Genomic DNA, 24,009 nt, shown 5'->3' on the forward strand with positions numbered 1-24,009 from the left:
GGCCATGGCTGCGACGGACGAGGCGCAGGAGGGCGTGCGGGCGCGCCGGTCGGTGCTGTACATGCCGGGCGCCAACGCGCGGGCGCTTCAGAAGGCGGCGTCGCTGCCGGCGGACGGACTGATCCTCGACCTGGAGGACGCGGTAGCCCCGGACGCCAAGGAGGCGGCCCGGGAACGGGTCGCGGCGGCGGTGGCCGCCGGCGGGTACGGCCGCCGGGAGGTCACGATCCGGGTCAACGGGCCGGGCACGCGGTGGTTCGCGGACGACCTGCGGGCGGCGGCGCAGGCCGGACCGGATGCGGTGGTGGTGCCGAAGGTGGAGTCGGCACGGACCGTGCACGAGGTGGAGCGGCACCTGGAGGCGGCCGGCGCCCCGGACCGCACGGCGATCTGGGCGATGGTGGAGACACCGCGGGCGATGCTGGACGCCCGCGCGGTGGCCGGTGCGAGCGAGCGGCTGACGGTGCTGGTGATGGGCACCAACGACCTCGCGAAGGAACTGCACGCCGCCCACGTGCCCGGCCGGGCACCGCTGTTGACCGGGCTGTCGCTGGCGCTGCTCGCGGCCCGTGAGGCGGGGAAGGCGATCCTGGACGGGGTGTTCAACGACGTCAAGGACCCGGCCGGGTTCGAGGCGGAGTGCGTCCAGGGGCGGCAGTTCGGGTTCGACGGGAAGACGTTGATCCACCCGTCGCAGATCGAGCCGTGCAACCGGGCGTTCGCGCCGGCCCAGGAGGAGGTGGCGCGGGCCCTGAGGATCATCGAGGCGTTCGAGGCCGCGGACCGCGAGGGCCGCGGAGTGGTCACCGTGGACGGCCGGATGGTGGAGAACCTCCACGTGGAGGAGGCACGGCGGGTGCTGACGCTGGCCACGGCGGTGGCGGACGCCGGCCGATAACCGGACCGGCGGCGCTACCGTACGGGCCCCGGCGCACGGGCCGGGTGCAGGGTCAGCGCCGGGGCGGGGTCGGTGGTGAGGACGGCGGGGGCGAACCCGCGGGCGAGGCGGTCGAAGAGGGCGCCGAGCCAGCGGGCGTCCGCGGCGGAGGCGTGCCGCAGCCGCATCCGGTGGGCCTGGAAGGGGACGATCCGCAGTTCCCGCAGGCGTCCGGTGCCGGGCTCCAGCGCGGCGAGGTAGAGCGGGCGCAGGTCGTCGCGGTAGCGCTCGTAGCCGGTGATGCCTTCGTAGTCGTCGATGAAGTCGCCGCACCCGTGGAGGATGAGCTTGCCCGCGTACACCTCCACGGGGCGCGGATGGTGCGCGGAGTGGCCGTGGACGAGGTCCACGCCGGCGTCGACGAGGGCGTGCGCGCAGGCGGTCTGGGCGCGGGGCACGCCGTAGCCCCAGTTGGACCCCCAGTGCACCGACACCACGGTCAGGTCGCCGGTCCGCCTGCGGCTGCGGAGCAGGGCGGCCGCCGCGGCGGCGGTCGCCGGCGAGGGGCCGTCCGCCCAGTGCACGCCGCCGTGCCGGGCGGTCGCGGCCCAGGTGCGGGGGATACCGCTGGACGGCATGCCGAGGGCGAGGACGAGCAGCCGGCGCCCTCCGGGCAGGGGGACGACCGCGGGGCGGCGGGCCGCCTCGGCGTCGTCGCCGGCGCCCGCCGTGCGCAGCCCCGCGGCGGCCAGACTCCGCAGGGTCTCGGTCAGTCCCTCGCGGCCGAAGTCCAGGACGTGGTTGTTGGCCAGGACGCAGACGTCGGGACGCGCGGCGGCCAGGCAGGGCAGGTTCGCCGGGTGCATCCGGTAGTGGATCTGCCGGCCGGGGGCGAAGGCGCCCCGCCGGGTGACGGAGGTCTCCAGGTTCAGCACGCGGGCGGCGGGCGCGGCGGCATCGAGGGCGTCCAGGGCGGCGCCCCAGGGGTAGCGGACGTCGACGGGGCGGGGGACGGGGCCGTTGACGGCCTCGGCCAGGCCCACGTAGATCCGGGCGTCCTGGACGTACGGTTCGCGCAGTTCCGGGTCGCCGGGGCACGGCAGGATCTGATCGACCCCGCGGCCGAGCATCACGTCGCCGCAGAGTGCGAGGGTGACGGGATCAGCGGTCATCGGCACGCACCGGCTTCCTCCTCCCAGGTTAGGGGGCGGGCGGCAGGGCGGACGGATGGCTCCGGAGCGGTGTTTCACGTGAAACGCGGCGCCGTGCCGTGGTGCGGCGGGCCCGGGCCCGCCCGGCGCGGGCCGGGGCGAGGGCCGGGCCGCCACCAGGCGGCCCGGCCGTCGGCCTCACCCCGCGCAGTACGCGTCCTGCGCGGGCCGCCGGCCGTCCCGCAGGTACCCGGTCACGGCCCGGTCCGCGCAGGCGTTCCCGTTCGCCAGGTAGACGCCGTGTCCGCCGTGGTCGACGGTCACCAGCCGGGCCCGCGCCCCGAGCGCCGCCCGCATCTTCAACGCCCCGAAGTAGGGCGTCGCGGGGTCGCGGAGGTTCTGCACCATCAGCACGTTGGCGGGGCCCCGGTCGGTGATCCGGACCGGCGGGTCGGCCGGCCGGTCCGGCCAGAACGCGCAGGGCGTGACGTTCGCCGGCATGCCGGCGGTGAGCGGGTGGCGCACCCGGTCGACGGCCACCGCCCGCCGGTAGCCGTCCGGGTCCCGCGGCCACGCCACGTCGTTGCAGATCGTCGCGATCGTCACGGCGGCGTCCGCGTCGGGCAGCGGACCGGCCACGTCGGCCGGCAACTGCGGGGTCGCGGCGGGGTCCTGGGCCGCCTTGACCAGCGCGGCCAGCCGGGCGAAGGCGGTCTCGTCGCCGTAGAGCGCGGTCTGCATCGCCTGCCGCAGCCGGTTGCCGGTCAGCGGCGTCCCCGGCACGTTCGACGACTTCGGCCGCCGGTCCAGCTCCGCCGCGACGGCGAGGAACAACGGCCGTACCTCGGCGGCTCGTTCGGCGAGCCGCAGCCCGTCCGCCGCCCGCGCCGGGTCCGCCGCCCAGGCCGCGAAGTCGGTGAACCGGTCGTCCGCCCCCTGCGCCATGTTCGCCAGCCAGCCCCGCGCCACCCGCGCCGGATCGGGATCGCCACTGCTGTCCAGCACCCACCGGTCGGTGCGGTCCGGGTGCGCCTGGGCGTACGCCGCCGCCACGTACGTCCCGTACGACACGGCCCAGGCGGACAGCTTCCGTTCGCCCAGCGCCGCGCGCAGCCGTTCGACGTCGCGCACCTCGTTCGCCGTGCTCATGCTGCGCACCAGCGCGCCGCCGTGGCGTGCGCAGGACCGCGCGATCCGGCGCGACCGGGCGGTGTTCTCCGCGATCCGGCCGTCCGGCGTCGGCCAGGACCGCAACGTCACCAACTCCCGGTCGGCGGGGTCCAGTCCGCAGCCGCCCCTCGTGCTGCCGCCCACCCCGCGCGGATCGAAGCCGACCAGGTCGTACGTGCCCGCCAGCTGCCGTTGCAGCGCCGGGGCCCGCTGCGTCAGCCGGTCGACCCCGGAACCGCCCGGACCGCCCGGGACCACCAACAGCGTGCCCCGCCGGGCGGCCGGCCGGTCACTGCGCACCCGGCTCACCGCCAGCGAGACCTGCGGTCCCGCCGGGTCCCGGTAGTCCAACGGCACCGGAAGGTCGGCACACTCCTGCCCCGCCGGCCCGCCGGCGCGCTCGCAGGCCCGCCAGGCCAGCCGGGGCGCCGGCGCCCCGCCCTCGCCGCGCGCGCCGTCCACCGCCCGGGCGAACGGCGCGGCGACGCCCAGCGTCGCCGCGGTCAACGCGCCCGACAGTCCCAGCAGCAACGCCCTGCGGACCTTGATCCCCCTGTAACTCGTCATGTGCCAAGGTTCGTTGTCCCGTGCCCGGCGGCCCATCCGGCGGACCGCCCGCTCGTGGTGGGGTTTTCCCCCGATCCGGCCGGCCGCGAGGGGGCGCGCGGCCGTTGGGCCACCCGGCTGAATATGGCCCGCGAGCGTTTGGCTCCCTGCGGGTTCTGAACGCCGCGGACGGACAACCGCAGCACGATACGTCTGGCATCAGCAGGCCGATCGGGCAAGGAGAGCCGTGAAGAAACTAATGCAGGCGGGGACCGTCGTCGGGGCGTGCGGACTGGTGTTGTTCGGCACCGGCGTGGCACGGGCGCAGACCGATCCGGGCGATTCCCTGCTCTCCGCGGTGGCGGGCGCCGACGTCGGCACCGTCACCGGCATGATTTCCGGTGTGGTCTGCGACAACCGCCTCGCTGATTTCAATTACCAGTCGCCGGCGACCAAATCGCCGCACCCTTGCGTCAACGGCCCGGTCCACAGCGGGAACAGCAAGAACAGCAACAACTTCCTCAACCACGGAAACCCCGTGGACAGCGGGAACATCGAAACGGCCAGCGGCTCGACCAACAGCCTCAACACCGTCGACGGGGCCCAGCAGGACAGCAGCAACAACATCTCCCGGATCCTCAAGGTCCTCCACTGAGCCGGGCCACACCGGAGGCTCCGAGCGGCCCGATAGCCGCAACGCGGTGCAGAACCCGCACTCCCGGTTCTGCACCGCGTGGTGGCCGCCGCCGACGTTCTACAGGTGCAGGCTGCCGGTGCCCTGCCCGATCTGCTGCATGTGGTTGGAACTGCCCGACGCGGTACCCGTGCTGGTGGACCCGCTGTTGTTGGATCCGCTGCTGTTCACGGGACTTCCGCTGTTGCTGGGATTCCCGGTCAGGTTGACGTTCCCGGCGTTCTTCGTATTACCGCTGTTGACGGAGCCGTTGATGCAGTAACGCGCCCGCCCCTCACACCGGAATCCGGCGAAGAACCGGACGAAGGTGTCTCCGCTCGCCCCGAACGGCCCGTCCCCTCCGGCCATCGCCGGCGACGCCCCGGCGCCCACCAGGAGCAGGCCGGAAAGGCCCACCATCACCCTCTTCATGCGGCGTGCTCTCTTCACAGTGCGATCCTGCCCCTCACGGTTGGAAATCCCCGGAGTCTTGCTACCGGCAGTCCGCAGTTCGACCAAGCCGGCAGAGCGGTCGATCCGCCCCGTTCACCCTGAACGACCACCGGATTCACCGTGTCGGCCCTCCACGACGGAATTCCTCGCACCGGCGAATCCGCTCACGACCACCAAGGAGCGGGCCCCCGCCGCCCCGGTCGGCGCGGAGCCGGTCCAACGCCCGCAGGTCGACTTCCCGGCCCACCAACCGTGCGCGTACCGGGAGAAGTTGCCGGGGCCGTGGAACGGTGGGCGTGGCCTGGTGGTGGAGGTGGACGCCGCCCTGGATGTCGCGGGCCTGCACGCGCCGCCCCCGGAGGTGCGCGGCGCCGTCGAGCGGTGCGCCGAAGCCGACCATGGCCGAAAGCAGCTCTTCCCACCCGTCCGATTCCGGAGTCGGCACGTCCGTAACCTCCTCCTCGCCATGCACTCGATTGTCACCGGCATATGCATTGTCAATGCCGCCGTGCTGGAACGCAGTTGACATCTCTCCCCGGCTTTTCCGCCCCCCGAACAAAGCCGTTCATCGTGAAGTCAGATTTGGACTTCAACCAATCCGATATGGCACCGGTCAGGCCATGCGTGTCATCCTCGATAAGCGGGACCGACCGGCGGGAGGGGGCGCTGGTGGAGATCGAAATTCGACTTTCCGGATCGGTCGAGGTGCGGGCGGCCGGCCGGCGCCGCGATCCCGGCCCCAGACAGACCCGTCTGGCGCTCGCCGCACTGGCCTGGGACGCGAGCCGCACCGTGAGCATGGACACGCTCGTGCACCGCATCTGGGACGACCACCCGCCGGCGAAGCCCCGGGCCGCCCTGTACGTGCACGTCACCCGCATCCGCAAGGCGCTGGAGATCGACGGGCAACCGGCGCCCACGGTCCGCACCCGGGCCAACTCCTACGTCATGGACGTCGATCCGGACCGCGTCGACCTGCGCCGCTACGTCAGCCTGGTCAACCAGGCACGCTCCCTGAAGGAGAGCAACAGCGCGGCCGACGCGCTCCAGCTGCTCGACCGCGCGGAGACGCTGTGGTGCGGCGAGCCCCTGGCCGGCATCTCCGCCTACTGGGCCGGTGAACTGCGGTCCGCCGTAGGGGAGAAGAGCCTCGCCGCGGCGATGTTGCGGGCCGAGATCCTGCTCGAAGCCGGCCGGTTCGGGGAGGCGGTCCCGGTCCTGCTGCCGTTCGTGGCGGACCGCCCCGTCGACGAGGGGCTCGTCGAACGGCTCGCCCTCGCCCTGCACGGCTGCGGCCGCACCGCCGACGCCACGCGCCTCCTGCACCGCACCCAGCGCCGCATCGTGCACGACCTCGGCACCGACGCCAGCCCCCGGCTGGACCGCGTCCAACAGGGCATCCTCGCCTCGGCCCCCCTGGCCGCGCTCCTACCGGCCACCACGACCACCACCGCGCCTCGCACCCCCGACGTCCCGGACAACCTGCCGGGCGACGTCCCGTGGATCGGACGCCGCGCCGAACTCCGGCAGTTGGGCGCGGCACTCTCCGAGGGCGGCGGCGCCGCCCCGGTCGTCGCCCTCCAGGCGATCGGCGGCATGGGCGGCGTCGGCAAGACCTCGCTGGCCGTGCACATCGCCCACCAGATGCGCCACCACTTCCCCGACGGCCGGCTCTACCTGAACCTGCGCGGCCACGCGCCCGACCAGCCGCCCCTGGGCGTGGCCCACGCACTGACCGTCCTGCTCCGCATGCTGGGCACGGTCCCCGGGCCGTTGCCCCAGGACGAGGCCGAGTTGGCCGCGCTGTGGCGAAGCGCGGTGCGCAACCGCCGCATGGTGATGGTCCTCGACGACGCCGCCGGCCCCGCCCAGGTCCGCCCGCTGCTCCCCGGCGCCTCCCCCACAGTGGTGATCGTCACCAGCCGCCAGCGCCTCACCGGCCTGCCCGGCGTCCGCCCGCTCTCCCTCGACGTGCTGCCGCGCGAGGACGCGATCGCCCTCTTCGAGAACCGGCTGGGACCGCACGCCGCCCCCCACCGGGCGGACGTCGCGCACCTCGTCCGGCTCTGCGGCTACGTGCCCCTCGCCATCGAACTCATGGCGAGCCGGCTGCTGTCCCATCCCTCCTGGACCACCGCCGACCTGCTGCGCCTGCTCAACGACGCCGCCAGCCGGCTCTCCGCCATCGACGACCACGAAGGGCGGCTGTCCACGGTCCTGGAGGTCTCGTACCGCACCCTGCCCCCGTTGGAACGGCTGGTCTTCCAACGGATCGGGCTGCACACCGGGAGCGAGTTCGGCGTCCCCGCCGCGACCGCGCTGACCGGACTCCCGCCCGACGTCACCGCCCGCGCACTGGAACGCCTCCTCGCGTACCACCTCGTCACCGAACCGTCCCCGCACCGCTTCCGGATGCACGACCTGCTGCGCGAGTACGCCCGCTCGCTGATCGCCGACGCGGCCCCCGCCGCACTCGACGTCGACCCGCCGGACGAGGCCCGGCTGGCCCTGCGCCGCCTGACCGACCACTACCTGTACGTCGCGGACCGGGCGGACCGGCTGGCCTTCCCCTTCCGGGCCCGGGTCGCGGTGACCCCGGACGGCACGGTTCTCCCGACGGCGAACGGACCGCAACCGGCCACCGCCCACGACGCCGAGGAGTGGTTCATCACCGAGGGCGCCAACCTGCTGGCCGCACTGGACCACGTGCGCACGCACGGGCCGGCCGGCCAACTGGCCCTGTTCACCCACGTCCTCGCCGGATTCCTGGACGTGGAGGGGTACCTCGCCACGGCCGAACCCCTGCTGCGGCGCGCCCTCGCGCACTGGCAGGCCGCCGGCCACGCCGCGGCCCGGGCCCGCGCCCTCCTCGACCTCAGTACGGTGTGCGCGCACAGCGGTCAGTACGAGGAGGCGCACCGCACGGCGCGGGAGGCCCTCGACCTGGCCCGCACACTGAAGGACCCGGGGCTGGAAGGCGAATGCCTCCACCAACTGACCATCCCTCTGTGGCACACCGGGCAATATGCACTGGCCCGCGACCTCCAGGAACTCTCACTGAATCTGCGACTGCAAACATCGAACCAGTTACAGGTCGCACGGAGCTACAACCTCCTGGGGATCTCCTATCTCCAATTGGACGAGAAGGAAAAGTCCCTCGCGTGCCTACGCCGGGCACTCTCGGGATTCACCGATGTCGGGGACCAGCGGGGCCGTTACCGTACCTTGAACAATATCGCCGAATTGCAGAAGCGGAGCGGAAATTACGAATCCGCGGAAAACGCCTATCGGGAAGCCCTGGAGACCCACCGGGACATGGGCAGCCGGGGCGACCTCGCGACGCTCCAGGTGAACCTGGCGGGCATCCTCACCACCACCGGCAAGGCCCCCGAGGCACTCGGCCTGTACGAGACCGCCCTACCGACCCTGCGCAGCGTCGGCGACCAGCGCGGCGAGGCCATCGCACTGAACGGCATCGGCAAGGCCCTACAGGCGGTCGGCCGGACCGAGGAGGCGATCCCGCAACACGTGGCGGCCCTCTCGACCGCCCGCCGCATCGGCGCCACCGGCGAGGAGGCGACCGTCCTGTACGACCTCAGCTGCGCCGAACAACGGATCGGCTGCGTCCGGCAGGCCGCCGCCCACCTGGAGGAGAGCCTCACCATCTATCGACGCATCGGCGCACGCGCGGAGGAATCCCGTTCCGAACGAGCCCTGAACCGGCTGCGGCGCCACGGGGAAATAACCCCGGAGGGATAGTCAAGCAAAAGCGACAGACAGGCTGAACCTGCGCTTTTCGTTCCGCCCGACCACGCCGTGGACTCTATTGACATATGCCAAATGAATTTTCCATGCGCGAAAAATCCGCATCTCCCAATAAGGGCCATCGCGCCTTTGTATAGAGATTTGCACGGGCGACTGATCTTCGTTTAACTTGCCGCGGTGAGCCCGAATTCGGGTTCCGCTTCCTCCTTCTCGCTGGCCATGAGCCGCTAATTCGGCCTGCCCGCGGCTCGACCCACCCCTCCAAGGAGAACTCCCCCATGGCACGTGTCGGCACCGTGATGACCGCACTCGCCGTCGTCGGCTTCGGCGTCGTCATCACCGACGTCTGCATGCCGTACCTCGTCCCGCACAAGCCGGTCCGGGCCGCCGCGGGCGCGTCGCCCGCGGCCGAGCTCACGTCAACCGCAGCCGCTGCCCCGGGTAAATCCGGTCCGGGCCGTTCCGTAGGCGCGCCCTGTTGAGGGCGTAGAGGTTGCGGGTGCCGCCGGGGGCGTCCGTGTGGTGGGCGATGTCGGAGAGGCAGTCGCCGGGACGGACGGTGTAGGTGCCGCGCCGCGGCGTCGTGCGGTGGGCCTCGGCAGAGGGGGGCGCGGGGCCCCGGCTGGACGCGGCGCGGTCGCTGGTCGCGGCGCCCTGCACACCGCAGTTGGGCCAGGGGGAGAGGCCGCGGTCCTGGGCGATGCGCTCGCCGATGGCGATCTGCTCGGCGCGGCTGGCGAGGTCGGCGCGCGGGGCGTACCGGCCGCCGCCGTAGGCGCGCCACGTGGACGGGGCGATCTGGAGGCCGCCGTGGTAGCCGTTGCCGGTGTTGGTGTGCCAGTTGCCGCTGCTCTCGCAGGCGGCGATCTGGTCCCAGTCGGTGCCCGAGGACGGTGGTGGCGCGGCGGCCGCGGGGTCCGCGGTGGCGACCGCGGCACCCAGGAGTAACAGCACGGGGAACAGGGCGCGCACGGCGGAGGGGATCGGTCCGGCGGTGCGGCCGGCGAGCGGCGACGACATGGCGTACTTCCTCCTGCATGCTCCAGCGGGGTCGCGGCATCGCGCTCGCCACGACTGAGGGGCAGGCACCAGGTAACCCGCCGTCAGGTCGGGCGGCAGGTCTGGGTACGCCAGGGGAAGGGATTTTCACCCGTGCGGTCGCCAACCCGCGCCCTCCACGCGCCGTTGGGCCACGGCGCCCGGGCGTCCGCCACCGTCGGTCCACGGGTGCGCGCCCGCGCGCGAGGACGTGCCGAGTCACAGGACGCGCCGCCACCGCCACCCGCCCGATTCCCCGTCATGACTGCCGAAAGGGCGTGGAATCCACCTACGGCGCAGGAAACTCGGATCAAGTCATGACTGGCAAATCACGCCATGTGACTGTCACGGCCGAGCCGCCGGTAGGACCCGACGTACAGAGAAAGTGACAGTCGTCGCCGGGCGAAGTGCCTACCTGCGGACGATCCCTGCGCCCGGGCCGGGCGGGACGCTGGTGCGGTCAACCGAATCCGCACCAGCGACGAGGACGTGGGAATTCATGAAGGGCATTGCGGTCGGCGTCATCCTGGCGATCGTCGGCGTCATCCTGTGGCTCACCACCAAGGAGGTGCAGACGCCGGTGGTCTCGCTGCACAAGGCCGGGCTGGTGCTGGCGGTCGTCGGCGCAGCGGAGGCGCTGTTCGCCCTGTTCGGAGCGGGCAGGAAGGCCAAGAAATAGCGGCGGCTCGCCGCCAACGGGGGTGCGGGGGAGGTCAGTTCCGCATTTCCAGGAGGTCGGACAGCCGTTCCCGGGCCCGGTCGGCGTGCCGGTACGCCTGGGCCCGCCGGAACAGCTCCGCGGCGTAACGGAGGTACCCGGCCGCCCGCTCCCGGTCGCCCAGCCGCGCACAGGCTCCCGCGACCTCCGACAGCGCGGCGGCCTTCTCGTGACACCGCCCGTCATCGGGCAGCGCGGCCAGTTGCTCGCCGCGCTCGCGCACCCGGGCGTGGTCGCCGGCCGCCTCCGCGCAGACCGCCTCCGCGGTCGTCAACCAGAGGGGGAAGTCGGGCTCTTGGGCCACCGAGGCGACGACCATCCCGCGCTCCACGATGCTCCGCGCGGCGGACCGCTCGCCACGGGCGAGCAGCAGCAACGCATGGCGGCCGTTGACGGCCTCCCAGAGGCGGAAGCCGGCGGCGGGGGTGACCCGGCGGGCGGTCTCGGCCAGCAGCGCGGCGGCCCGGTCGGTCGCGCCGCGGTCCCACAGGTCCAGCGCCCGGTGGAGGGCGATGCCGGCGCGCGGGCCCGGCAGCCCGCCGTCGGTGGGCGGCTCCCCCAGGCCGGTCCCCGTCGCCCAATGGGCGCAGCCGCTCCAGTAGGCGCACCGGGTCAGTGCGTCGAGGAGCAACAGCGAGTGGAAGGCGCTCTCCGAGGGTGGGGTGACGGCCTCCTCCAGGGAGGCCGTGAGCGCGTACCGCAGTCCGTCCTGGACCCGGCCGGCCGACTCCAACAGGTCGGCCAGGGCGATCAGGGCGCGCACCCGGGTCTCCGCGTAGCCGGCGGGGCCGAGGCCGTCCAGCATCCGCAGCAGGACGGCCGCGCCGTCGTCGGCGCGGCCCTGCGCGCCCAGTATTTCCGCGATGGCGAGTTGGGCCTCGGTGTACACGTCGTCCGGCCGGCCGACCGGTGAGGTGCCGGCCAGCGCGCGGAACGCCCGCAGCGCCCCTTCGGGATCGCCGCCCTCCCACTGGCGGCGGGCCGCGACCAGCCGGCCGACCAGGTCGAGCCGGCGGACCCGGCCGGCGGACTCCGCCCGTGCGGCGCCCCCGGAGATGTCCGCCATGCCGACGCCGAGCCGCCCGGCCAGGATCTTCAGGGCGCGGCCGCTGGGAATGCGCTTGCCGCGTTCGACGAGGGAGATGTAGCTGGCGGAGATGTCCGGTCCGGCGAGTTCGTGCTGGGTCATTCCCGCACTGACCCGGAGCTCTTTGATTCGCCGCCCGGTGTCCACCGGCTCAGGCATGCGACAAACCCTTCAGATTTCGAATGGCCCGGGACTTCGGCCGGGTACCCACGTCGTCGTCGAGTCGCAACGAATAGCGGGCACTTTACCAAGCAGTCAACAAGAAGTCGATACGGATTCGGCCTACCCGCCGGCCGTTCCGCACAAGCCAACCGACCTGCCACACCCCTGCGTTGGCGTCCGGTTTTGTTGCGCGTGAGTTGCCGGGGAGGGGAGCCGGAGGTAGGAATGGGCCCCTCTCCGCCGGAAAATACCGGCCAGCCGGTCGAATAAAAGGCGGAAGCTTCACCGCCCCGCCTTTCACCCGTCGACGCCACGGCCCACTAGCGCGCAGTTCACTCGAAGACACCGCCCGCGATTACCTCTTATCGTCATGCCCAGTCATGGATTTCAACCTCCGGATTCTGACAAAATGGACCGCCCAAGCAGGTGGCGGATAATCCACGCATCGTCGCCGCTCGGGAGGGAACGAGGCGGCGAGCCGACGGCCGGCGTGACAAAAAATGACAAGCCGTCACGAGGGGGCCGGCCGGGCCGACGGCGGGCCGTCCACAGATCACCCCGCGGCGTGGGCCCGTGGGTAGACTCGCCGTCACCGTCCGTTCCCCCAAGTCAACTGCGAGCGATTCCCTTGACGATCGAGCAGCCCGCCTTTGGACAACGAGTCCGGGAGATCCGGCGCGCTCAGGGGCTCTCCCAGGGGGACCTCGCCGGGACGGACCTCTCCCCCAGCTACGTCTCGCTGGTCGAGAACGGCCGCCGGATCCCCGGCACCAAGATCGTCCGTTCCCTGGCGGAGCGGCTGGGCACCACCGTCGAGGCACTCAGCACCGTCCGCCGGCCGCCCGACCGCCAGGCCCAACGCCTCGACCTGGTCGGCCGGTTGGTGGCGGCCCGGGCAAGCCAGCTGACCGGCGACTGGCCCGCGGCCCGGCGCCAACTGGAGGCCGTCCTCGCACATGCCGACGGGAGCGACCAGGACCCGGTCCGCTGGGAAGCCCGCTGGGAACTGGCCACGGTCCTCGGCCGGTTCGACGACCCCGCCCCGCACGAGGCGGCGCTGCGCCGACTGCTCGACGATCCGATGACCCGCTCCGCGCCGGTGCTGTACGCCAGGGTCGCCGTCGAACTGGCCCATCTGCTGCGCACCGGCGGCCGGCTGTCCGACGCCGTCCGGGCCGCCGAGGACGCCGTCCGGGTCACCGCTGGGCTGGAGCCCGGCCGTCCGGAGCGGGCGCAGGCCCACATCGTGCTGTTGTCCGCATGCGTGGACAGCGGCGAATGGCGCCGCGCGGACGAGCTCGGCGCGCATCTGCGCGCCGAGGTCGCTCCGCTGCCCGCGGGCGAAGTGCGGGCCGGTGCACTGTGGGCGGCGGCCGGTGCGCAGTACCTGGCCGGTGACACCGACGGCGCGCTGGCGCTCCTGGCCGAGGCCGAGACGCTGATCGCGTCGACGGACGGCGTCCGCCAGCGGTTCCGCCTGGCCCGCGCCCGGACCCTCCTGGCGCTCACCGCCGGCCCGTTGGACGAGGCGGACGCCCTACTGGCCCGCACCCGGCAGGCCGCGGCGCTGGTGGACACCGCATCGGCGCGGACCTGGCTGGCCGTGCTGGAGACGGTCGGCGCACTGCGCCACGGCGACCCCGCCGGGGCCGCCGCCCAGGTCGCCGCGATCGACCCCGACATGGCCGGACTGTCCCCGCTGGACCGGGCACGCTGTCTGCTCCAGGTCGCCCGCGCGCACCGCGCCGGCGGGCGGGCCGCGGAGACCGAGGAGTTCTTCAAGGCCGCCGCCGCGGGGTACGAACAGGCCGGTGCGTTCCGACTCGCCATGGAGTCCTGGCGGGAACTGAGCGCCGGCGCCCGCAACGCCGCAGAGCCGGATCCGCACGCGGTGATCCTGCCCTAGGTGTTCTGTCCGGCGCCCGTCCGGTCCCGCGCCGGCCCCCCGCCGGAATCCCGGGCATGCCAAAGGGCCGCCCGTCGCGGGACGGCTGCTGCGTGACGACATCCTGCGCGGAGGCGGCGGACGGCTCGCGCGCACCGGTCGACGCGGACGTCCGGCGTCCCGGTGATCGCTCCCGACGGCTCGTCACGGACGCGTCACGCGCGTCGTGGGCCACCACAGGCGGTGTCCCGGCCGGGCCGTGTGCTCTCCCTGAGAGCGCTGCGCGCCGTGCCGGTCCCTGCGGCCGGTCGGTGAGGGTGCTGGCCGTCCCCGGTCAGCGCCGGGCCGTGCGGTGCGCTTCGTCATCGTGGGCCGGGCGGCGGGACTCCGCTCACGGCGCACCGGGCTCGATCCCGGTCCTCAAAGCGGAACTGCCGTCTACCGTATGCCGTTTCACGTGAAACCACGGATGTCCGAAGCCTCGACTGCCCGGGGGCTGGAGGTCTGTAGCTGCCTGCGGCTTCCTGTCGGTTGCTGCGGCGGCTTCTGCTGTCCGGCCTCACGTGGGGCGTTCACGGCTTCGTCACCGGCTCGTGTCCGGCCTCGTGCCCTCGACGTCGAACGCGACGTCACGTCAAAGTGTGTGGGTACTGCGGTGGAGAGTACTCGTGGAGCTGGGTTCGCCCCTCTTGCCGGGCCTGGCGTCCGACTTGGCAACGGGCCTGGTGTCGGGCCTGTGGTGGGTCCGTTCGTGGGCTCCGCCATCGGATCTGGCGGTGCGTGCGGTCACGCCGGACGGGACGCCCGGGGTGCTGCTCGGGGTGGTGCCCGGTGCGTTCGGCAGCGTGCTGCGGGTGCTGCTGCCGGCCGTGGGCGCCGTTCGGTGCTGCCAATCCTGCCGCTGGGGTTGGCGGCGGGGAGCGCACCGGACTGCGGTGCGTCGGGTTGCCGGGGCGCATGCGCGGTTCGACTCACACGGCATGGGCGGTGCTGCGCTCGCGGCGACGGGCGGCCGGGATGACCGGGGCGGCGGCAGCGGCGTCGAGGTGCGCGGGGTCGCCGAACGGGCCGATGGACAACGGCAGGGCGCCGGCGGTGCGGCGGACGCGGGAGGTGGGGGAGGCCCCGTGCGCCTCGGCGCGGATGCGCTGCTTGATGGTCGGCGGCAGCGTCGGCAGCGGGACCCGGCGGCGGACCGACGACGCCTCGCCGTACCGGGGGGCGGTGCGCGCGGCGGGCACGAAGGGCTTGACGGGGCCCGCGGCAGGCGTCAACGGACCTGGATCGGGGTCCGGTTCGGCGCCGTGCAGCGCTTCGGGGCGGGCCGTGCCCGGGGCGGTGCTGCCCAGGGTCCGCTCGTAGAGCACGGCCTCCCGGCGGGCCGCGGACGCGGCGGCGGAGACCCCCAGTGACGCGAGCAGTTTGCCCAGCACCGCCAGGCACACCGCCCAGAACCTCATGACCTTGGTCGCAGCCATGGTCCCTCTCTTTCGGTCGGGATCCCCGGGAGGGATCCACAGAGTTCTTCCTGTTGCGTTTTCTTATGATGAGTACGCAATGGGAGGATTCGCGGACCCACGCCCCCGGATCGGCGTTCTTCTGATGAACACCACCCGTCCGCAGTAGTCGCCCCCGGAAAACCCCAGGCAGCAGGGGGATCGGAGGGCGATGGAGCGACCGGTTCGCGGCGGTGCGGGGGCCGCGGGGCGAAGCCGCGGGATGCGCGCTCCGGATTCCCGCGGTATGCCGGAGACCGACGGCCATGCTCCGCGCGCGGCCGCCGCGTTCCGTGGGGTGATGCGGTGTCGGCCAGGTGATGCGGCGTCAGGCCGGCGTCGGCACGCCGGCCCGCGCCGTCTCCGCCAGCATCCGGAGCGCGTCGGGCTCGGGGGTCGCGGGCGCCAGGATCAGCAGGTCCCAGCGGCCGTGGCCGGCCGCGACCAGGCAGACGGTGTCCGGGCCGGGGCGGTTGGTGGTGTGGCGCAGTCGGACGACGTGACCGGCGACGAGGATCCGGCCGGGCAGCGCGGGCCAGCCGGCACCGTTCACCGTGGCGTGCGTGATCCGCGGCCAGTCGAAGGGCAACGCGGCCAGCAACTCGGGGAGTTCGGTGAGCAGGTCCGTGGAGTGCGGCCACCACACGCCGTCGATCCGCCGGGCCACCTCCCCGTGCGGGGCGATGGCCAGTCGGGCGACCGGTGGCGGTGCGTGGTGCTGCGGGGGGCGGGGGTGCGGGGAGCGGCCCTCGGGGGCGGTGGTCATACGTCGCTCCTGACGCGGCGGATGGCGACCGCGGCGGCCGTGATCGCCGGGAACGGGAGGGGCCGGGCGAAGCCTGTCGTCGAGGGGCGGTGGTCGGGCGACGGGCGGGCGGAGCCGGCGGCGGGCGTCACCGGTCGTCGCCCGGCTCCCGGGAAGGCGGCGGGCCCGTCGGGTGCGCCCCGGGGCCGGCGCCATGCGGGTGCTTGTGCAGCCGCTGCTGGAACGATTCCTTCAGGTGCGCGTACCGGTGCGGGGTGGGCCGACCGACCGTCTGGGCGTTGACCCGGATCAGGAACAGCACGCCCAACGCGATCAGGGCCAGCAGCACGAGCACGGACAAGAAGGTCTGCATGGCGCTCACCCGCAGGGTCCCGGGCACTCACGACGCGAGCATCCCGGACATCGTCGGAAACTCTTCGCTTTGCACTGATTTCTCCACCGTACTCCGCACAGTGGGGGCATATCGCGCCAAAGATGGCCATGACGACCGGGGGTGGCATCCGCGCACCTTCTACAGGGCTGTAGATTTTACTTACGCATGACCAAACGCATGCGTGAAGCATGCCCAGGGCCCGCCCTTCGCATGCTCGCCGCACGACCAGCCGAGGAGATTCACATGGCGCTCTGGGACCGGATCCGAGAGTCCGCGCAGACGATGCAGAGCCAGCTCGTCGCCAAGAAGAACGACCTCAAGAGCGGCGCCTTCCGCGACGCCAGCATGGCGATGTGCGCCCTGGTGGCCGCCGCGGACGGGGTCGTCGACCCGTCGGAGCGCCGGCGGGTGGCGCAGCTGATCGCCACCAACGAGGCGCTGCAGAACTTCCCCGCCGACGACCTGCGGCTCCGCTTCGAGGGCTGCCTGGACAAGCTCGCCGCCGACTTCGACTTTGGCAAGGTCGCGCTGATGCAGGAGATAGGGAAGGTGAAGAAGAAGCCGGTGGAGGCACGGGCGGTGGTCCAGATCGGCATCGTCATCGGCGGTGCCGACGGCGACTTCGACCCGACCGAGCGCGCGGTCGTGCGCGAGGTGTGCTTCGCGCTGGGGATCCCCCCGGCCGAGTTCGACGTCTGACCACGACGGGAGCGGGGGCCGGCGCGCCCCCGCTCCCGTGCCGTGCGACGGACCTCGTCCGCGTCGTGGGGCCGGTGCGCCCGGCTCAGACGTTGACGCCGAAGTCCGCCGCGATCCCCGCCAGCCCGGACGCGTAACCCTGGCCCACGGCGCGGAACTTCCACTCCGCGCCGTGCCGGTAGAGCTCGCCGAAGACCATCGCGGTCTCGGTCGAGGCGTCCTCGGTCAGGTCGTAGCGGGCCAGTTCGGCGCCGCCCTGCTGGTTGACGACGCGGATGTAGGCGTTGCGCACCTGGCCGAAGTTCTGGCCGCGGCCCTCGGCGTCGTGGATGGAGACCGGGAAGACGATCTTCGTGACCTCGGCCGGCACGCCGTCCAGCGCGACGTTGAGGGTCTCGTCGTCGCCGTCGCCGGCACCGGTGAGGTTGTCGCCGGTGTGCTGCACCGAGCCGTCCGGGCTGGTGAGGTTGTTGTAGAAGACGAAGTGCCGGTCTGAGACAACCTTCCCGGCGTCGGTGCAGAGCAGCGCGCTGGCGTCGAGGTCGTAGTCGGCGCCGGTGGTCGTCCGCACGTCCCAGCCGAGACCGACCGAGACCGCGGTCAGGCCGGGCGCTTCCTTCGACAGCGAGACGTTGCCGCCCTTGGCGAGCGAGACTCCCATGGCTTCCCTCCAGGTGGTGGCCGGTGCCGGTTGCCGTGACCGGTTCCCGGTTGTGAACTAGGACCTGGCGGAAAAACTACAGGAGTGTAGAAGTAAGCGCGGCCGGGAGCGACGCCCGCGGGTGCGAACCCTTGGACGGACCGGATGGCGGGGCCTCGGCCGCCGTAAAATGCCCCGGCGTCCCAGCCCGCGGGACGCCCGGCGCGACGGGAGGCGACGACATGGGCGGAACACCCTTCGGCAAGGCCCTCGGCGGCAACGGACGGGACCGGGCCCGGCGCGGACAGGGCCAGTTGGAGGCGCAGGTGCTGGCCGTGCTGCACCACGCACCCGGACCGGCCACCGCCGCCTGGGTCCAGGAGCGGCTCGGCGACGACCTCGCCTACACGACCGTGATGACGATCCTGTCCCGGCTGCACGCCAAGGGGGCGGTCACCCGCGAACGGTCCGGCCGGGCCTACCTGTGGACCCCCGCGGCCGACGAGGCCGGGCTCGCGGCGCTGCGGATGCGCCGCGTCCTGGACGGCGAACCGGACCGGGACGCCGTGCTGACCAGCTTCGTCTCGGCGCTCTCGGCGCACGACGAGGAGGTGCTGCGCAGCCTCCTGGCCCGCGCCGAGGACGACGGCCGGGCTCCCGGTCCCGCCCCGGGGACGGGCCGCGCGGGCCGCTCGGACGAAGCCCGTGGGGGGTGACCGGTGGGCGTCTTCGTCTTCCTGCCGCTCGTCCTGCCGCTGACCGCGCTGCCGATCGCCCGGCTCGCGGAGCAGCACCTGCACCCGCGGGTGACCACGCGGCTGCTGACCCTGCTGGCCGTGGTCCTCGGGGTGTGCAGCACGCTCTGCCTGGGCCTCCTGGTGGTCGTCGGGACCGCCCAACTGCCCGGCAACCCGCTGCCGGACGGCTGGTCGGACCCGGAGGTGCGGGCCGCCGTGCCGTTCGCCGAGGTGGCCGGCATCGCGGCGATCTTCGCGTTGACCGCCGCCCTCACCGTGTGCGGCGCCGCCCTGCGCCGGGACCTCCGCATCCGGCTCCGGGCCCACCGCGCGCTCGACGTCCTGCCGGTCGGCACCGATCCCGCGGTGCTGCCGGACGACGATCCGTACGCCTACGCCGTGCCCGGCACCCCCGCACGACCGGGGCGGCCGGCCCGGGCCGGCCGGATCGCGGTGTCCCGGGGCATGCTGCGGAGTTTGGACGAGGACGAGCGGTGCGCCCTCTTCGCCCACGAGCGGGCGCACCTGAACTGCCGCCACCACCGCTACCTGCTCGCCGCCCGACTGGCCGGGTGCGTCAACCCGCTGCTGCTGCCGCTGCGTTCCGCGGTCGCGTTCAGCGCCGAGCGCTGGGCGGACGAGGAGGCGGCCCGGGCGGTCGGCGACCGGCGGCTGACCGCCCGCGCGGTGGGGAAGGCCGCGCTGATCTCGCGGCCCGCGCCGTACCCGGTGGCGGTGCAGTTCGCCGCGCCCGAACCCGGGCCGGTGCCGCGGCGGGTGGCGGCGCTGCTCGGCCCGGTGCCCTCGGCCCGCACCTGGCCGCCGGCGCTGACCCCGGCGGGGCTGGCCGCGCTGGTCGCCGCGGCGGGCACGGCGGCGTCCGCGCTGTCCGCGCTGAACGCGTCGGTAGCTCTGTTCCTCGTTCTGAAGGCAGCAACGCCGTGGTGAGTGCACACTGATGCCGGACTCTCCAGCACGCCACGCGACGGACACCTCTTTGTGACCCGGAGCACACCAACCGACTTCTACAGCCTTGTAGAAGTTGCCGGTAGGGTTGCGGCTGACATGCGCAACGGGCGCTGCCGGAGGGGGAGATGGCGACGAGGTGCGGACCCCTGACCTGGGACAGCCCGCCTCCAGAGGCGGAAGTGCGATGGGTCTATCAACCGGTCGAGGTCCAATACCCCGACGGCGCCTGGGAATTGGGCCGGATCAGCGCCTGGTGGACGGACGGGGCGGGCGAGACGTGGTGCCTGCTGCGCACCGTGCCGCACGGCAGCCGTCCCCAATGGCTCCGCTACGACCCGGAATCCGTGCGGTTGCTGCCCACCGAGGGCATCTGACGCACCGGTTCGGGCCACCGCCCCGAGGCCCCCGGCCGGCACCGCCACCCGTCACCGACGGCGCGCCCACCCCCGCGTCCGCACACCTGCGCACTCGGCAAGACCAGCTCCAGAAGGACCAGAAGGGCCATCGGCGTGCATGACAGGACGACGCACAGGCAGGGGGCCCGGCGGGGCAACGGGAGCGGCCGGGGTTCGGCGGCGGACGACGGCGACCGCGGCGCGGGCGGCGGCCGCGCCGAACGGCGGCGGACCGGCTCCGGACGACGGGCCGGCGGCGGCTCCCGCAAGGGCGGGAAGACGAGGATGACCCGGCGCGGCCGGATCGTGGCGTGGACCGGCGGGGTGCTCGGGGTGCTCCTGCTCGGCACGGCCGGGGTCGGCGTGTGGGTGTACCAGCACCTGGACGGCAACATCCACGGCGCGGACGTGAACAGCGAACTGGGCGGCGACCGGCCGGTCAACCTCAGCCCCGGCTCCAAGAACATCCTGGTCGTCGGCTCCGACAGCCGGGCGGGCACCGGCGGGAAGTACGGCAGCGGGCTGACCACCATGCAGTCGGACACCCTGATGGTGCTGCACATCTCCGCCGACCATAAGTGGGCCACCGCGGTGTCCTTCCCGCGCGACTCCTGGGTGGAGATCCCGGCGTGCGACAAGGGCGGCGGTTCGCAGTCCTCCCCGCACCACTTCAAGATCAATGAGGCGTACACCCTCGGCGGGCTCGGCGGCGACGTCAACAAGGCGGCGGCGTGCAGCATCAAGACCGTCGAGAAGAACACCGGCCTGCGCATCGACCACTTCGTCTCGGTCGACTTCCAGGGCTTCAAGGGCATGGTCAACGCGCTGGGCGGCATCGAGGTCTGCCCCAAGCAGGCCATCCACGACAAGAAGGCCCACCTCGACATGGAGGCCGGCTGCCAGAACGTCACCGACGAGAAGGCGCTCGGCTACGTCCGCACCCGCTACAGCGTGGGCGACGGTTCCGACCTCGGCCGGATCGGCCGCCAGCAGGAGTTCATGAAGGCGATCGCGGCCAAGGCGCAGTCCAAGCTGACCAGCCCGACCGACCTCTACGGCTTCCTCGACTCCGCCACCAAGTCCCTCACCACCGACAAGGACCTGGCCGGGATCAAGCCGCTGTACGACCTCGCCGCCACGGTGAAGGACATCCCCAGCGACCGCCTCACCTTCCTCACCGTCCCCACCTATCCGCGCGAGGCGGACGTCCCCACCGACAAGGCCAACGTCATCTGGCAGTACCCGCAGGCCGGCGAGTTGTTCGCCGACCTCGCCCACGACCGGGAGGTCGGCGCCGCCGGGAAGAAGAAGTTCGCCGAGGCCGAGAAGAACCCGGTGACGGCGCGCTCGGTCCGGGTGCGGGTGCTCAACGGCACCGTCACCACGGGCCTCGCCGGGGAAGCCGCCCAGAAGCTGCGCCAGCTCGGCTTCACCGTCGTCTTCACCGACAACGGCGAGCGCTCCGACAAGTCCACCATCAGCTACCCGCCCGGCATGAAGACCCAGGCCCAGGTGCTCGCCTCGCGGCTGCCCGGCACCACCATCACGGAGTCGGCGCAGGCGGCACCGGGGGCGGTGACGTTCACCGTCGGCGCGAACTTCTCCGCGAAGGACAGCTGACGACGAGGACGACCGACGCCCGGCCCCCGGGGGACCGGACGTCGCGGGGACGGGTGCGCGCACGGGCCGCGGGCGGACCGGCGACCGGTCCGCCCGGGGCCGGGCGCACGGGGCCCGTCAGGCGTGCAGTCGCTCGACGGGGCGGGCGGTGTGCACCTCGATGTCGTGCGCGGCGCGGCTGAGCAACTGGTGGCTCAGGTCGGACAGCGCCCGCGCCGTCGCCAACTCGTCCCCGATGGCCGGGACGTTCTCGTCCGCCGGGTTGCACCGGGCGGATCCCTCGCCGATGAGCTGACCGCCGTCCTTGCCGCGCAGCCGTGCCTCGGCCCGGACCTCGCTGCCGGATTCGACGATGTCGATCTCCGCGTGCCACGCCTTCGTGTTCGTACCCTTGCCCGTGCCGGTCACCGGAAGCCTCCTCATGCCGCAGCGGAACAGTCCCCACAGCCAGCGTCGCACCGGCGCCCGGCGGTCGCACCCGGAGGTCTGCCCCCGCCGGGGCCCGGGGGACAGCCCCATGGTCCAACGGGCGGGAAGTGCCTAGGGTCGGTGGCAGTGGGCCCGGTGCGGGCGGCCGGCAGGCCGTGGCGCGGGCCCGGACCACAGCGGCGACGGGCCGACCCTGAGCCGTGAACGGACCGGATTCCGGGGGGATTTCATGCGCAGGCACGTCCGCTTCACCGGGGCCGCGGCACTGGCCGCGGCCGGGGCACTGACGCTCGGCGCGTGCGGCCTCGTGGTCGGCGAGACCTTCTCCGACGACGCCACGGTGGCGCAGAAGATCACGGCGGTGCGGGTGGACACCTCCGACGGCGGCGTGACGGTGCGCGGCGGCACGGGCGGGAACACGGCCAGCGTGCACCGCAAGGTCACCTACCGGGGCGACCGGCCGCAGGGGCCGACGCACCGGGTCGAGGGCGGCACCCTGGTGCTCGGCGGCTGCGGCGAGCACTGCTCGGTGACGTACACGGTCGACCTGCCCGGCACGGTGCCGGTGACCGGCAGGACCTCCAACGGCGCGCTCAACCTGTCCAAGGTGGCCGCGGTGCGGGTGACCACCAGCAACGGCGCGATCGACCTGGACGGGGTGTCCGGCGCGGTGGACGTCCGCACCACCGACGGCGCGATCACCGGAAAGGGCCTGGCGGGCACCGGCATCAAGGCCGAGACCTCGAACGGAGAGGTCACGCTCACCGCGACGAAGCCGCAGGACGTCCGGGCGAAGACCTCCAACGGCGCGCTGTCGGTGACCGTGCCGGACGCCCCGTTCCGGGTGTCCGCGCAGACCTCCAACGGCGCGAAGCGGATCGCGGTGCGCAACGACCCGGCGGGCCGCTACCGGCTCGATCTGACCACCGGCAACGGGGAGATCCACGCCGGGACGACCAAGGGCTGAAGGCCCACCGGCCGGCGTCCCCGGCGGCGGAACCACCACGTCGGAAAGGCGCCGGACCGTCGGGCCGGCGGCTGCTGGACTGAGAGCACCGCAACCGGTCGCCTCTCAGGACGGACACCATGACGACCACCGGCAGCCCCCGCACCGCCCCCGCCCGACGCCCGCACCGGACCACGGCCCCACCGGACTCCGGGAGCCCGGCGCCCCCGGCGCCGGCCGGTCGGGCGCCGCTCAAGGGCCGGCTCGCCGTGCTGGCGGTGACCCTCGGCATCTTCACCATCGTCACCACCGAGATCCTGCCGATCGGCCTGCTTACCCGGATCGGGGCGGACTTCGGCGTCTCCGACGGCACCGCGGGGCTGATGATGACGCTTCCCGGGTTCCTCGCCGCCTGCGCGGCGCCGACGGTGACGGTGGCGACCGCCCGGTTCGACCGGCGGCTGATGCTCTGTGGCCTCGTCGCCCTGCTGGCCCTGGCGAACTTCACGGCCGCGGCCGCTCCGGTCTACTGGCTGGTGCTGCTGTCCCGGGTCCTGGTCGGCGTGGTCATCGGCGGGTTCTGGTCGATCGGGGTCGGGCTCGCCGAGCGACTGGTACCGGCGGCGTCGGCGGGCCGGGCCACCGCCGTGATCTTCTCCGCGGTGCCGCTGGGCTCGGTGATCGGGGTGCCCGCCGGAACCTTCCTCGGCGATCTGGCCGGCTGGCGCACCGCCTGCGCCGCGGTCGGCGGACTGGCGTTGGGGGTGTGGGTGTTGACCGCCCTGGTGCTGCCGCCGCTGCCGGCGGTGCGGGCCACCAGCCCGGCGTTGCTGCGCGCCACGCTGCGCGGGGTGCACACCCGGTTCGCGCTGCTGATGACGTTCCTGGTCGTGCTGGCGCACTTCGGCGCGTACACCTACGTGACGCCGTTCCTGGAACGGACCACGCATCTGACCACCGCCGCGACGGTGACGCTGTTCCTGCTGGTCTACGGCGTCGCCGGGGTCGTGGGGAACTTCGCCGGCGGTGCCGTGGTGGCCCGGCGTCCGCGCACCGTCTTCGGGACCGCAGCCGCGCTCCTGGCCCTGGCCACGCTGCTGCTGCCGGTCCTCGGTCGGGAACCGGTCGGTGCGCTGGCCCTGCTGGTGGTCTGGGGCGTCGCGTACGGCGCGGTGCCGGTCGCCTCGCAGACCTGGTTCGCCAAGGCGGCGCCCGGGGCGCCCGAGGCGGCCTCGGTGCTGTTCACCGCGTCGTTCCAGGCGACGCTGTCGCTCGGCGCGCTGGCCGGCGGGATGGTGGTGGACCGCACGTCCCCCGCGGTGGTGATGGTGCTGGGCGGGGCGACCGCGGTCCTGGTGGCCCTGGTCGCGTGGCTGCACTTCGCCAAGCGGCGTGCGTGGCCGGTGGGTTGAGG

The 24,009-nt window shown here is 73.2% G+C and carries 23 protein-coding genes; 13 read left to right on the plus strand and 10 right to left on the minus strand.

Translation table 11 applies throughout. The features are described 5' to 3' along the window. Positions 1-4: 4 nt before the first annotated feature. A complete protein-coding gene (locus tag ACLJT4_RS04445; RefSeq protein WP_411121091.1) occupies positions 5-898 on the plus strand; it encodes an HpcH/HpaI aldolase/citrate lyase family protein in 894 nt (297 codons plus the stop codon). 14 nt (positions 899-912) lie between these two features. On the opposite strand, the gene ACLJT4_RS04450 is transcribed toward ACLJT4_RS04445, so the two are convergent. Both ACLJT4_RS04450 and ACLJT4_RS04455 read right to left on the minus strand, forming a co-directional pair. Next, positions 913-2,049, minus strand: a complete 1,137-nt coding sequence (locus ACLJT4_RS04450) for a CapA family protein (protein ID WP_411121092.1) — start codon at positions 2,047-2,049, stop codon at positions 913-915. A 177-nt stretch (positions 2,050-2,226) separates the two neighbouring features. Next, positions 2,227-3,765 carry an alpha/beta fold hydrolase gene (locus tag ACLJT4_RS04455; protein WP_411121093.1) on the minus strand — a complete coding sequence of 513 codons (1,539 nt, stop codon included), beginning with the start codon at positions 3,763-3,765 and terminating at the stop codon, positions 2,227-2,229. Positions 3,766-4,003: 238 nt separating this feature from the next. Between ACLJT4_RS04455 and ACLJT4_RS04460 the strand changes: the two genes are divergently transcribed. Next, positions 4,004-4,399: a hypothetical protein gene (locus ACLJT4_RS04460; RefSeq protein ID WP_411121674.1), complete on the plus strand. Its 396-nt coding sequence runs from the start codon at positions 4,004-4,006 to the stop codon at positions 4,397-4,399. A 99-nt stretch (positions 4,400-4,498) separates the two neighbouring features. Here the strand turns inward: ACLJT4_RS04460 and ACLJT4_RS04465 are convergent, their stop codons facing one another. Beyond that, entirely contained in the window at positions 4,499-4,849 is a 351-nt protein-coding gene (locus ACLJT4_RS04465) for a hypothetical protein (RefSeq protein ID WP_275463978.1), read from the minus strand. Between the two features lie 325 nt (positions 4,850-5,174). On the opposite strand from ACLJT4_RS04465, the gene ACLJT4_RS04470 reads away from it, so the two are divergent. Both ACLJT4_RS04470 and ACLJT4_RS04475 read left to right on the plus strand, forming a co-directional pair. Continuing rightward, on the plus strand, positions 5,175-5,396 hold the full coding sequence (locus ACLJT4_RS04470; RefSeq protein ID WP_411121094.1) for a hypothetical protein: 222 nt from the start codon (positions 5,175-5,177) through the stop codon (positions 5,394-5,396). Between the two features lie 143 nt (positions 5,397-5,539). Further along, positions 5,540-8,629, plus strand: coding sequence for an AfsR/SARP family transcriptional regulator (locus tag ACLJT4_RS04475; RefSeq protein WP_411121095.1), 3,090 nt, complete (start codon positions 5,540-5,542; stop codon positions 8,627-8,629). 420 nt (positions 8,630-9,049) lie between these two features. Here ACLJT4_RS04475 and ACLJT4_RS04480 read toward each other — a convergent pair whose 3' ends face one another. Continuing rightward, positions 9,050-9,655 carry a transglycosylase family protein gene (locus ACLJT4_RS04480; RefSeq protein ID WP_411121096.1) on the minus strand — a complete coding sequence of 202 codons (606 nt, stop codon included), beginning with the start codon at positions 9,653-9,655 and terminating at the stop codon, positions 9,050-9,052. Between the two features lie 517 nt (positions 9,656-10,172). On the opposite strand from ACLJT4_RS04480, the gene ACLJT4_RS04485 reads away from it, so the two are divergent. Then, positions 10,173-10,352, plus strand: a complete 180-nt coding sequence (locus ACLJT4_RS04485; protein WP_411121097.1) for a DUF5708 family protein — start codon at positions 10,173-10,175, stop codon at positions 10,350-10,352. 34 nt (positions 10,353-10,386) lie between these two features. Here the strand turns inward: ACLJT4_RS04485 and ACLJT4_RS04490 are convergent, their stop codons facing one another. Next, on the minus strand, positions 10,387-11,637 hold the full coding sequence (locus tag ACLJT4_RS04490; RefSeq protein ID WP_411121099.1) for a helix-turn-helix domain-containing protein: 1,251 nt from the start codon (positions 11,635-11,637) through the stop codon (positions 10,387-10,389). Between the two features lie 631 nt (positions 11,638-12,268). Here ACLJT4_RS04490 and ACLJT4_RS04495 point away from each other — a divergent pair. Then, positions 12,269-13,546: a helix-turn-helix domain-containing protein gene (locus tag ACLJT4_RS04495; protein WP_411121100.1), complete on the plus strand. Its 1,278-nt coding sequence runs from the start codon at positions 12,269-12,271 to the stop codon at positions 13,544-13,546. Between the two features lie 950 nt (positions 13,547-14,496). On the opposite strand, the gene ACLJT4_RS04500 is transcribed toward ACLJT4_RS04495, so the two are convergent. The 3 genes from ACLJT4_RS04500 to ACLJT4_RS04510 form a co-directional block, all read right to left on the minus strand. After that, positions 14,497-15,003 carry a DUF6344 domain-containing protein gene (locus tag ACLJT4_RS04500; protein ID WP_411121101.1) on the minus strand — a complete coding sequence of 169 codons (507 nt, stop codon included), beginning with the start codon at positions 15,001-15,003 and terminating at the stop codon, positions 14,497-14,499. A gap of 346 nt (positions 15,004-15,349) precedes the next feature. After that, positions 15,350-15,787, minus strand: a complete 438-nt coding sequence (locus tag ACLJT4_RS04505; RefSeq protein WP_411121102.1) for a DUF5994 family protein — start codon at positions 15,785-15,787, stop codon at positions 15,350-15,352. Between the two features lie 127 nt (positions 15,788-15,914). Next, a complete protein-coding gene (locus tag ACLJT4_RS04510) occupies positions 15,915-16,139 on the minus strand; it encodes a hypothetical protein (RefSeq protein WP_020963616.1) in 225 nt (74 codons plus the stop codon). 264 nt (positions 16,140-16,403) lie between these two features. Here ACLJT4_RS04510 and ACLJT4_RS04515 point away from each other — a divergent pair, with 264 nt between their 5' ends. Beyond that, complete coding sequence (locus ACLJT4_RS04515) at positions 16,404-16,859, plus strand: tellurite resistance TerB family protein (protein WP_344574728.1); 456 nt, start codon at positions 16,404-16,406, stop codon at positions 16,857-16,859. Positions 16,860-16,944: 85 nt separating this feature from the next. Here the strand turns inward: ACLJT4_RS04515 and ACLJT4_RS04520 are convergent, their stop codons facing one another. After that, entirely contained in the window at positions 16,945-17,520 is a 576-nt protein-coding gene (locus ACLJT4_RS04520; RefSeq protein ID WP_016571095.1) for a TerD family protein, read from the minus strand. Positions 17,521-17,741: 221 nt separating this feature from the next. On the opposite strand from ACLJT4_RS04520, the gene ACLJT4_RS04525 reads away from it, so the two are divergent. The 4 genes from ACLJT4_RS04525 (at position 17,742) to ACLJT4_RS04540 (ending at position 21,220) form a co-directional block, all read left to right on the plus strand. Then, on the plus strand, positions 17,742-18,215 hold the full coding sequence (locus tag ACLJT4_RS04525; protein ID WP_411121103.1) for a BlaI/MecI/CopY family transcriptional regulator: 474 nt from the start codon (positions 17,742-17,744) through the stop codon (positions 18,213-18,215). 3 nt (positions 18,216-18,218) lie between these two features. Beyond that, positions 18,219-19,184 carry a M56 family metallopeptidase gene (locus tag ACLJT4_RS04530; RefSeq protein ID WP_411121104.1) on the plus strand — a complete coding sequence of 322 codons (966 nt, stop codon included), beginning with the start codon at positions 18,219-18,221 and terminating at the stop codon, positions 19,182-19,184. A gap of 200 nt (positions 19,185-19,384) precedes the next feature. After that, the gene (locus ACLJT4_RS04535) at positions 19,385-19,579 is read left to right on the plus strand and encodes a hypothetical protein (RefSeq protein WP_016571092.1); all 195 of its coding nucleotides are present in this window, start codon (positions 19,385-19,387) and stop codon (positions 19,577-19,579) included. A gap of 306 nt (positions 19,580-19,885) precedes the next feature. Continuing rightward, the gene (locus tag ACLJT4_RS04540) at positions 19,886-21,220 is read left to right on the plus strand and encodes an LCP family protein (RefSeq protein ID WP_411121675.1); all 1,335 of its coding nucleotides are present in this window, start codon (positions 19,886-19,888) and stop codon (positions 21,218-21,220) included. Positions 21,221-21,337: 117 nt separating this feature from the next. Here ACLJT4_RS04540 and ACLJT4_RS04545 read toward each other — a convergent pair whose 3' ends face one another. Continuing rightward, on the minus strand, positions 21,338-21,628 hold the full coding sequence (locus ACLJT4_RS04545) for a DUF1876 domain-containing protein (RefSeq protein WP_407615310.1): 291 nt from the start codon (positions 21,626-21,628) through the stop codon (positions 21,338-21,340). A gap of 250 nt (positions 21,629-21,878) precedes the next feature. Between ACLJT4_RS04545 and ACLJT4_RS04550 the strand changes: the two genes are divergently transcribed. Continuing rightward, the gene (locus ACLJT4_RS04550) at positions 21,879-22,616 is read left to right on the plus strand and encodes a DUF4097 family beta strand repeat-containing protein (RefSeq protein WP_411121105.1); all 738 of its coding nucleotides are present in this window, start codon (positions 21,879-21,881) and stop codon (positions 22,614-22,616) included. A gap of 119 nt (positions 22,617-22,735) precedes the next feature. Further along, positions 22,736-24,007: an MFS transporter gene (locus ACLJT4_RS04555; protein WP_411121106.1), complete on the plus strand. Its 1,272-nt coding sequence runs from the start codon at positions 22,736-22,738 to the stop codon at positions 24,005-24,007. Positions 24,008-24,009: the final 2 nt, after the last annotated feature.

Source organism: Streptomyces sp. x-19 (assembly GCF_046549115.1).
GTDB lineage: Bacteria > Actinomycetota > Actinomycetes > Streptomycetales > Streptomycetaceae > Streptomyces > Streptomyces albulus_C.

Bases quoted from the DNA above. Each gene is read 5' to 3' on its own strand.
- ACLJT4_RS04525 (WP_411121103.1), top strand. From the start codon at position 17,742: ATGGGCGGAACACCCTTCGGCAAGGCCCTCGGCGGCAACGGACGGGAC.
- ACLJT4_RS04465 (WP_275463978.1), bottom strand. From the start codon at position 4,849: ATGAAGAGGGTGATGGTGGGCCTTTCCGGCCTGCTCCTGGTGGGCGCC.
- ACLJT4_RS04480 (WP_411121096.1), bottom strand. From the start codon at position 9,655: ATGTCGTCGCCGCTCGCCGGCCGCACCGCCGGACCGATCCCCTCCGCC.
- ACLJT4_RS04450 (WP_411121092.1), bottom strand. From the start codon at position 2,049: ATGACCGCTGATCCCGTCACCCTCGCACTCTGCGGCGACGTGATGCTC.
- ACLJT4_RS04505 (WP_411121102.1), bottom strand. From the start codon at position 15,787: ATGACCACCGCCCCCGAGGGCCGCTCCCCGCACCCCCGCCCCCCGCAG.
- ACLJT4_RS04510 (WP_020963616.1), bottom strand. From the start codon at position 16,139: ATGCAGACCTTCTTGTCCGTGCTCGTGCTGCTGGCCCTGATCGCGTTG.
- ACLJT4_RS04540 (WP_411121675.1), top strand. From the start codon at position 19,886: ATGACCCGGCGCGGCCGGATCGTGGCGTGGACCGGCGGGGTGCTCGGG.
- ACLJT4_RS04445 (WP_411121091.1), top strand. From the start codon at position 5: ATGGCTGCGACGGACGAGGCGCAGGAGGGCGTGCGGGCGCGCCGGTCG.
- ACLJT4_RS04485 (WP_411121097.1), top strand. From the start codon at position 10,173: ATGAAGGGCATTGCGGTCGGCGTCATCCTGGCGATCGTCGGCGTCATC.
- ACLJT4_RS04520 (WP_016571095.1), bottom strand. From the start codon at position 17,520: ATGGGAGTCTCGCTCGCCAAGGGCGGCAACGTCTCGCTGTCGAAGGAA.
- ACLJT4_RS04515 (WP_344574728.1), top strand. From the start codon at position 16,404: ATGGCGCTCTGGGACCGGATCCGAGAGTCCGCGCAGACGATGCAGAGC.
- ACLJT4_RS04555 (WP_411121106.1), top strand. From the start codon at position 22,736: ATGACGACCACCGGCAGCCCCCGCACCGCCCCCGCCCGACGCCCGCAC.
- ACLJT4_RS04455 (WP_411121093.1), bottom strand. From the start codon at position 3,765: ATGACGAGTTACAGGGGGATCAAGGTCCGCAGGGCGTTGCTGCTGGGA.
- ACLJT4_RS04500 (WP_411121101.1), bottom strand. From the start codon at position 15,003: ATGGCTGCGACCAAGGTCATGAGGTTCTGGGCGGTGTGCCTGGCGGTG.
- ACLJT4_RS04460 (WP_411121674.1), top strand. From the start codon at position 4,004: ATGCAGGCGGGGACCGTCGTCGGGGCGTGCGGACTGGTGTTGTTCGGC.
- ACLJT4_RS04550 (WP_411121105.1), top strand. From the start codon at position 21,879: ATGCGCAGGCACGTCCGCTTCACCGGGGCCGCGGCACTGGCCGCGGCC.
- ACLJT4_RS04490 (WP_411121099.1), bottom strand. From the start codon at position 11,637: ATGCCTGAGCCGGTGGACACCGGGCGGCGAATCAAAGAGCTCCGGGTC.